The sequence below is a fragment of the Polaromonas sp. P3_C2 genome (genome assembly GCF_056402675.1).
Window position 1 is genome coordinate 1 of record NZ_JBFUGX010000221.1, and the last position, 6,255, is coordinate 6,255.

The 6,255-nt window shown below is 63.3% G+C and carries 7 protein-coding genes; 5 read left to right on the forward strand and 2 right to left on the reverse strand.

Translation table 11 applies throughout. The features are described from left to right. Nucleotides 1-226: 226 nt before the first annotated feature. The 4 genes from AC1DWI_RS11060 (at nt 227) to AC1DWI_RS11075 (ending at nt 4,037) form a co-directional block, all read left to right on the forward strand. Nucleotides 227-1,033, forward strand: a complete 807-nt coding sequence (locus AC1DWI_RS11060; RefSeq protein ID WP_477669935.1) for an isocitrate lyase/PEP mutase family protein — start codon at nt 227-229, stop codon at nt 1,031-1,033. A gap of 170 nt (nt 1,034-1,203) precedes the next feature. After that, nucleotides 1,204-1,659: a carboxymuconolactone decarboxylase family protein gene (locus AC1DWI_RS11065; RefSeq protein ID WP_477669936.1), complete on the forward strand. Its 456-nt coding sequence runs from the start codon at nt 1,204-1,206 to the stop codon at nt 1,657-1,659. 24 nt (nt 1,660-1,683) lie between these two features. Next, complete coding sequence (locus AC1DWI_RS11070) at nt 1,684-2,580, forward strand: sigma-70 family RNA polymerase sigma factor (protein ID WP_477669937.1); 897 nt, start codon at nt 1,684-1,686, stop codon at nt 2,578-2,580. Then, on the forward strand, nt 2,577-4,037 hold the full coding sequence (locus tag AC1DWI_RS11075) for an MFS transporter (protein ID WP_477669938.1): 1,461 nt from the start codon (nt 2,577-2,579) through the stop codon (nt 4,035-4,037). Before AC1DWI_RS11070 ends, AC1DWI_RS11075 begins: the two co-directional genes overlap by 4 nt. Before the next feature lie 71 nt (nt 4,038-4,108). On the opposite strand, the gene AC1DWI_RS11080 is transcribed toward AC1DWI_RS11075, so the two are convergent. Both AC1DWI_RS11080 and AC1DWI_RS11085 read right to left on the reverse strand, forming a co-directional pair. Beyond that, complete coding sequence (locus AC1DWI_RS11080; RefSeq protein WP_477669939.1) at nt 4,109-4,513, reverse strand: DoxX family protein; 405 nt, start codon at nt 4,511-4,513, stop codon at nt 4,109-4,111. A gap of 49 nt (nt 4,514-4,562) precedes the next feature. Continuing rightward, complete coding sequence (locus AC1DWI_RS11085) at nt 4,563-5,513, reverse strand: LysR substrate-binding domain-containing protein (RefSeq protein ID WP_477724834.1); 951 nt, start codon at nt 5,511-5,513, stop codon at nt 4,563-4,565. Between the two features lie 221 nt (nt 5,514-5,734). On the opposite strand from AC1DWI_RS11085, the gene AC1DWI_RS11090 reads away from it, so the two are divergent. Beyond that, nucleotides 5,735-6,255, forward strand: a 521-nt coding sequence (locus AC1DWI_RS11090; RefSeq protein WP_477724835.1) for an alpha/beta hydrolase family protein, incomplete at its 3' end; no start/stop codon positions are given.

Here is a 6,255-nt window from a genome sequence, read left to right on the forward strand (position 1 = left end):
GGCCAGGCGGTGATCACGGGCTCCTATGCCGGCGTGCTGACGCTTCCCCTCGGAAAACGCACACAGTTTGACTACGCGGGCCTGGCCCGGTTTGAGGTGGAAATTCGCAACCCGTAACCTGAAGTAAATAGGGCAGGAAAGGTCCTGAAACGGCCAGCCGCTTCAGCCCGGCTTGCTAAGCTGTGAGGTTCGATTCTCCCATCCCGCCAACAACGACGGAGCCGCCATGCAAGTCCTTCACTACCAACAATTTGCCCAACTTCACAAGGCGCCCCACGGCGTTTTGCTGCTGCCCAATGCCTGGGACGCCGCCAGCGCCAAAATCTTTGAGGCGTCCGGCGCCAAAGCCGTCGCCACCAGCAGCGCGTCGCTCGCCTGGGCCTGCGGCTATGCCGACGGCGGCGCCTTGCCGCCCGACGAGTTGCTCGATGCCGTCGCCCGCATCACCCGTGTCTTGAGCCTGCCCCTGACCGTCGACATGGAAGACGGCTACAGCGAGAGCTCCGCCGAGGTAGGCCGCCTGGCCGCCGAGCTGGTCGCCGTGGGGGCGGCTGGCATCAACCTCGAAGACGGCGGCGGTGCGCCCGAGCTACTGGCGGAAAAAATCCGCGCCATCCGTACAGCACTCAAAGGCGCACCGCTGTTTATCAACGCCCGCACCGATGTCTACCTGCGCAAGCTGAAAGTCGAAGGCACGCCGGCCCAGGCCAGCATCACCCGCCTCAAGCTGTACCAGCAGGCTGGGGCGGACGGCGCCTTTGTCCCCGGCCTCACGGCCTTGCCTGACGTGCGGGAAATCTGCGAAGCCGTCAGCCTGCCGCTGAACCTGATGGCCATGCCCGGGCTGCCGGCCATTGCCGACTTGCAGGCCGCCGGTGTGCGGCGCCTCAGCGTAGGGCCGGCGCCTTTCCAGGTGGCTTACGAACACGCCCGAACCAGCGTCGAAGCCTTGCTGAAACAGGACCTGTCACCGCTGCTCGGCTCCAAGCTGGACTATTCGGCGATGAACACCTTGTTGAACACGCCACGCTAGAGCGCACAGGCGCTTGCCCGCTATCGCCTGTATTCCTTTGGGGATCAGGCGATTTTTCATTTGTTTCATCTTTTTTTGAAGGCAGGCGTCACAACGCGTCACAAACGGCAAAGCTGAATCGTCAATACGGTGTGACACCCAACTTTTGAACTCTTTTTAAAGGAAACACCATGACTGCCCCTACCGCTAACACCGCCGCCAACACTGCCCCCGTCCGTATCGACCTCGCGATTCCTGATGTCTACCCCGCCCTGCTCAAGGTCAGTCAAACCATTGGCGCCCAGGGCCTGGACAAAAAACTGCACCACCTGATTCACCTGCGCGCCTCGCAAATCAACGGCTGCGCTTTCTGCGTCAAGATGCACCTGCGGGAAGCCCGTGAAGACGGTGAAACCCAGGACAGGCTGGACCGCCTCGTCGTCTGGGCGCATGTCAATGACTTCAGTGAAGCCGAGAAAGCCGCACTGGCCTGGACGGAAGCGCTGACCACGCTAGACCACAAGACCGACTACGCCAGCCTGCGCGGCCGCCTGCGCCAATCGTTCAGCGACAAGGAGATTGGCGCGCTGACCGCTACCATCGGCATGATCAACCTCTGGAACCGCATCCAGGTCTCGGCACACTGAGCAAAGCAAGGCAAGGCGCGCGCAATGCAAAACATCGACCCCACCGCCGTGTTTGAAGAAAGGCGCAGGCATTTGTTTGGCCTGGCCTACCGCATCCTCGGTTCACGGGCTGATGCCGAAGACGCCGTGCAGGACGTCTTCATCAAATGGCTGGCGGCCGACTACGCGAGCATCGCCACGCCGGCTGCCTGGCTCACCGCCATCTGCACGCGCCACTGCATCGACATGCTGCGCGACGCCCAGCGCAGCCGGGTCGACTATGTCGGCACCTGGCTGCCCGAACCCATCCACACGCAAACCGAAGACACGCCCGAAACACATGCCCTGCTGGCCTCATCGCTGAGCATGGCCTTTTTGCTGCTGCTCGAACGCCTCACGCCCAAAGAGCGCGCTGCCTACCTGCTGCATGAGATTTTTGAGACACCTTACGCCGAAGTGGCCGAGATGCTGGACATGGAAGAAGCTGCCTGCCGCAAGCTGGTCTCGCGCGCCAGCACCAGCATCGCCCAGGGAAAAGTCCGGCACGTAACACCGCCCAAGGTGCAGGACGACCTGCTCACCGCTTTTCGCGAAGCCATCACCGCCGGCAGCACCGAATCGCTCGCCAGCCTGCTCTCGGACGACATCGCACTGAGCACCGACAGCGGCGGCAAGGTCAGCTCGGTTGAAGGCATCTTCCAGGGCAAGGGCAGCGTGCTCACCCTGCTGACGACGCAACTGGCCCGCTACTGGGCCCACTACGAATGGGTGCCCTGCGAGATCAACGGCGGCCGCGCCATCCAGCTGCGGTCGAGCACCGGCGAGATCGCCGCCGCCATCACCTTCGCCTACAACGACGACGGCAAGGCCAACAACATCTTCATCATGCGCAACCCGGACAAGCTCGACGGGCTGGCCTTCGGGCCCGAGGCGCTGGAATGAACAGCACCTCAAGCAACACATCAGGCACCGCTCCCACAGGCTGGATGGCTCTGCTGACCGGCGTCAACGCCATCCGCACGCTGGCGCTGGTCGGCGGCGTCGCGCTGCATGCCATCAACCTCTACATCGGCACCACCATCCTGCCGTCCGTCGTGCGCGACATTGGCGGGCTGGAGTTCTACGCCTGGAACACCGCCCTCTTTGTAGTGGCCTCCATCATCAGCGCCGCCATGGCGACGCAGGTGCTGGGCAAGCTCGGGCCGCGCTTTGCCTATGTGCTCGGCGCTGCGATCTTTGCTGTGGGCTCGCTCGCCTGCTCGCTGGCGCCTTCCATGCCCGTCATGCTGGCCGGTCGTGTGGTGCAAGGCTTTGGCGGCGGGCTGTTGCTGGCCCTGCCCTACGCGATGATCCGCCTGCTGTACGACGAAGCCTTGTGGTCCAGGGCCATCGGCCTGTTGTCGGGCATGTGGGGCGTGGCCACCCTGGTCGGGCCGGCCATAGGGGGCGTGTTTGCCCAGATGGATGCCTGGCGATGGGCGTTTGGCGCGCTTATTCCCGCAGCGGCACTGTTCACCGTGCTCGCCGTCTGCGTGATTCCCCGGCACAACACGGCCAGCAGCCCGCCGACATCCGTGCCGTGGATGCAGTTGTTCCTGCTGGCCGGTGCGGTCTTCGCCGTTTCAGCTGGCAGCGTCAGCACACAAGTCATGTGGAATGCGGCCGGTGTGGGTGCAGCGGTTGCGCTCAGCGCCTTGCTGGTCATCGTCGACAAGCGCGCCGCCAACCGCCTGCTGCCGCAGGATGCGTTTCGCCCCGGAGTGCTGGGCGCCCTTTACCTCGCCATGGGGCTGCTGGGCATGACGGTCACCAGCACGGAGATTTTTTCACCCTTGTTTTTTCAGGTCCTGCATGCCCAGACACCGCTTGTCTCAGGCTACCTCGCCGCCATCATGTCGGCAGGCTGGACGCTGGGCTCACTCATCAGCTCAAGCGCCACCGGCACCCGGGCCAGCCTGGCCATCCGCGTTGCACCAGTGCTGGCACTGGCGGGCCTGGTGGGCATGGCAGTGCTGATGCCCGCACCCAGTAATGGCGGCTGGCCCGTGCTGGCGCCAATCTGCGCCGCCATGGTGGCTGTGGGTTTTGCCGTCGGTATCGCCTGGCCGCACCTGAGCACGCGTGTGCTGCAGATTGCGCCATCTGGCGAAGAAGACCTGGCTGCCTCTTCCATCATGACGGTAGAGCTGTTTGCCACCGCCATGGGCGCCGCCCTGGCCGGCATGGTCGCCAACCTCGGGGGCCTGACCAACCCCGGTGGTGTACCCGGAACGGCGGGCGCGGCTCAGTGGCTTTTCGCCGTGTTCGCCCTGGCACCCGCGCTGTGCCTGCTGACTTCACGGAAAACGGCGAAGCCAGACCCGCCTGCCCTCAGGCAGACAGCCAACAGCGCCGCATAAGGTGTGAGGCGTGAAAAAGCCGGCGCACCCGCAAAGGATGCACCGGCTTTACACCGAGGTTGGCGTCTTGCTTACTTCCGCGAACGCAGCGCGTCAACGCTCCATGCACCACCGCCGGCAGCGGCAAAGAACAAAAACACAAAGCAGAACAACACGGCCGACTCGCCGCCATTCAGCATCGGCGCCGCCACAAAGCCTTTAGACGCATGGCCAATGAAATAGGCAAATGCCAGCAAGCCCGACAACACAAACGCCACAGGCCGCGTGAACAGCCCAATCAACAGCAACGCACCGCCAAAGAGCTCCAGAATGCCGGCAAAGCCGATCAGCGACAACACCTGCAGCCCGTCGAAATAGGCCACGTGGGGAAAGCCCAGCAGCTTGGCTGTGCCATGCTGAATAAGCAAATAAGCAGAAACAATGCGAAGCACCGAGAGTGCGCGTGAAGTCAGTTGGTCGTTTTGGGCAAAGGCCATGAGATTCCCTCCGTTAAAAGGGTGTCTGACAGGCCTGTAGCAAAAAAGTTCAGTGCCGCTGCGCAAGTTTCTGCCGGGACTTGGGGCCACCCGATGCGGGGCTTGCGATGCTCGCCGAACTTTTCTCGGTCAGCAGTTGAACCAGGTGCTGCCGGATCACCGAGGTGATGTGCTCGCGCTTGCCCTGCTCCAGCATGCCGATCAGCCGTGTCGGTGGCCGGCCCGGCAGCGGCAGCACACGCAGAAGCGCATCGTTGGCCCAGTCGGCGTTCTTGACATGCGGCACGATGGTGACGCCGACGTTCTGGCGCACCAGGTCGATGATGGCCGAGAGCGAGCTGAGCTCCAGAAAGTCCTGCGGCACCAGGCCCAGCTTGCGCAAGGTCTGCTCTATGCGGATGCCGCTGGGCGTGCGCCGGTCAAAGCGCAGGAAGGGTTGCTCACGCAGCAGTTTTTTGAAGTCGGTGCCCGGCGGCGCTGCCTGGGAGCTCGCGACCACTGTCAGCGGCTCGGTGTACAGCGGCGTCCAGCGCATGCCCTTTCGCTCCTGCGGCGAGTCGTCGACGAAGAYCGCCGCGTCGAGTTCACCGCTCTTGACACTGCGCGCCAGGCCGCTGGACTCCTGCATGACCAGCCGCACATTAAGACGCGGGTAGAGCGGCTTCATCCTGACGACGGTGTTTGAGAGCAGCCCCATCGCCGTGACGATGGAGCCCACCGTCACGGTGCCGGCGATCTCTCCCTCGCCGTCCAGGCCTTCGCGCATCTCGTCGTAGTACCCGACGATTTTTTCCGCATGCGCCACCAGCGCGCGGCCCCCGTCCGAAAGCACCACACCGCGCCCCGAACGCTCGAAAAGCACGGTCTTGAGCTCGGTCTCCAGCGCGCGCATCTGCAGCCCCACCGCGGCCTGTGTCAGCGCGACGCGATCGGACGCTGCGGCGAACGAGCCGCCCTGTGCGACAACCAGAAAGGTCTTCAAAAACCGGATCGTGCTCATGCGCGCACCGCCCCAATACAAAAGAATAACTTTAGCATCTCAAAACATAATATAGATATATTTTTCAAACCGGATGGAGAACAATCCGCCTTAACAGGGTTGTGTGACGGACACATGTCTCCCGCCGCAACGGCGCATCTCCCTCGAAACGCGCGGCTTTTCCGGGCTTCTGCAGCAGCAGCCCGGCCGCTTGGATGGCTTGTTTTTTGGGGCGATGATTTATGTCTGATGCACTCCTGGCGAATACCGGCACGGCTTCACCACTCTCATTTGGGGAGAAACGGGCGGCAGCCATTTACGACCTGGGCCACAGCACGATTTTTGCGTCGCGCACCGACCCGCGCTTTTCCTACTGCACCTATGCCCCGCCGCACCTGGGTGAGTCAAAGCAGCCCATGCAGCTGGTGGTCGTGGTGCACGGCACGGGCCGCGCCTTCACCGAATACCGCGACGCCTTCGCCGCCTTCGCCAAATGGAATGACTGCATCGTGTTGTGCCCGCTGTTCCCGGCCGGTCCGCAGGGCGACGGCAACCGCGACGGTTTCAAGCACCTGCGCGAAGCCGACATCCGCTACGACCAGATCCTGCTCAGCATGGTCGACGAGGTAGCCGTCAAGTTCGGTTGCGACTTTTCAAAGTTCGCGCTCTTTGGCTATTCCGGCGGCGGCCAGTTCGTCAACCGCTTCGGCCTGCTACACCCCGAGCGCCTCTGGGCGCTTTCCATAGGCGCGCCAGGCTCGGT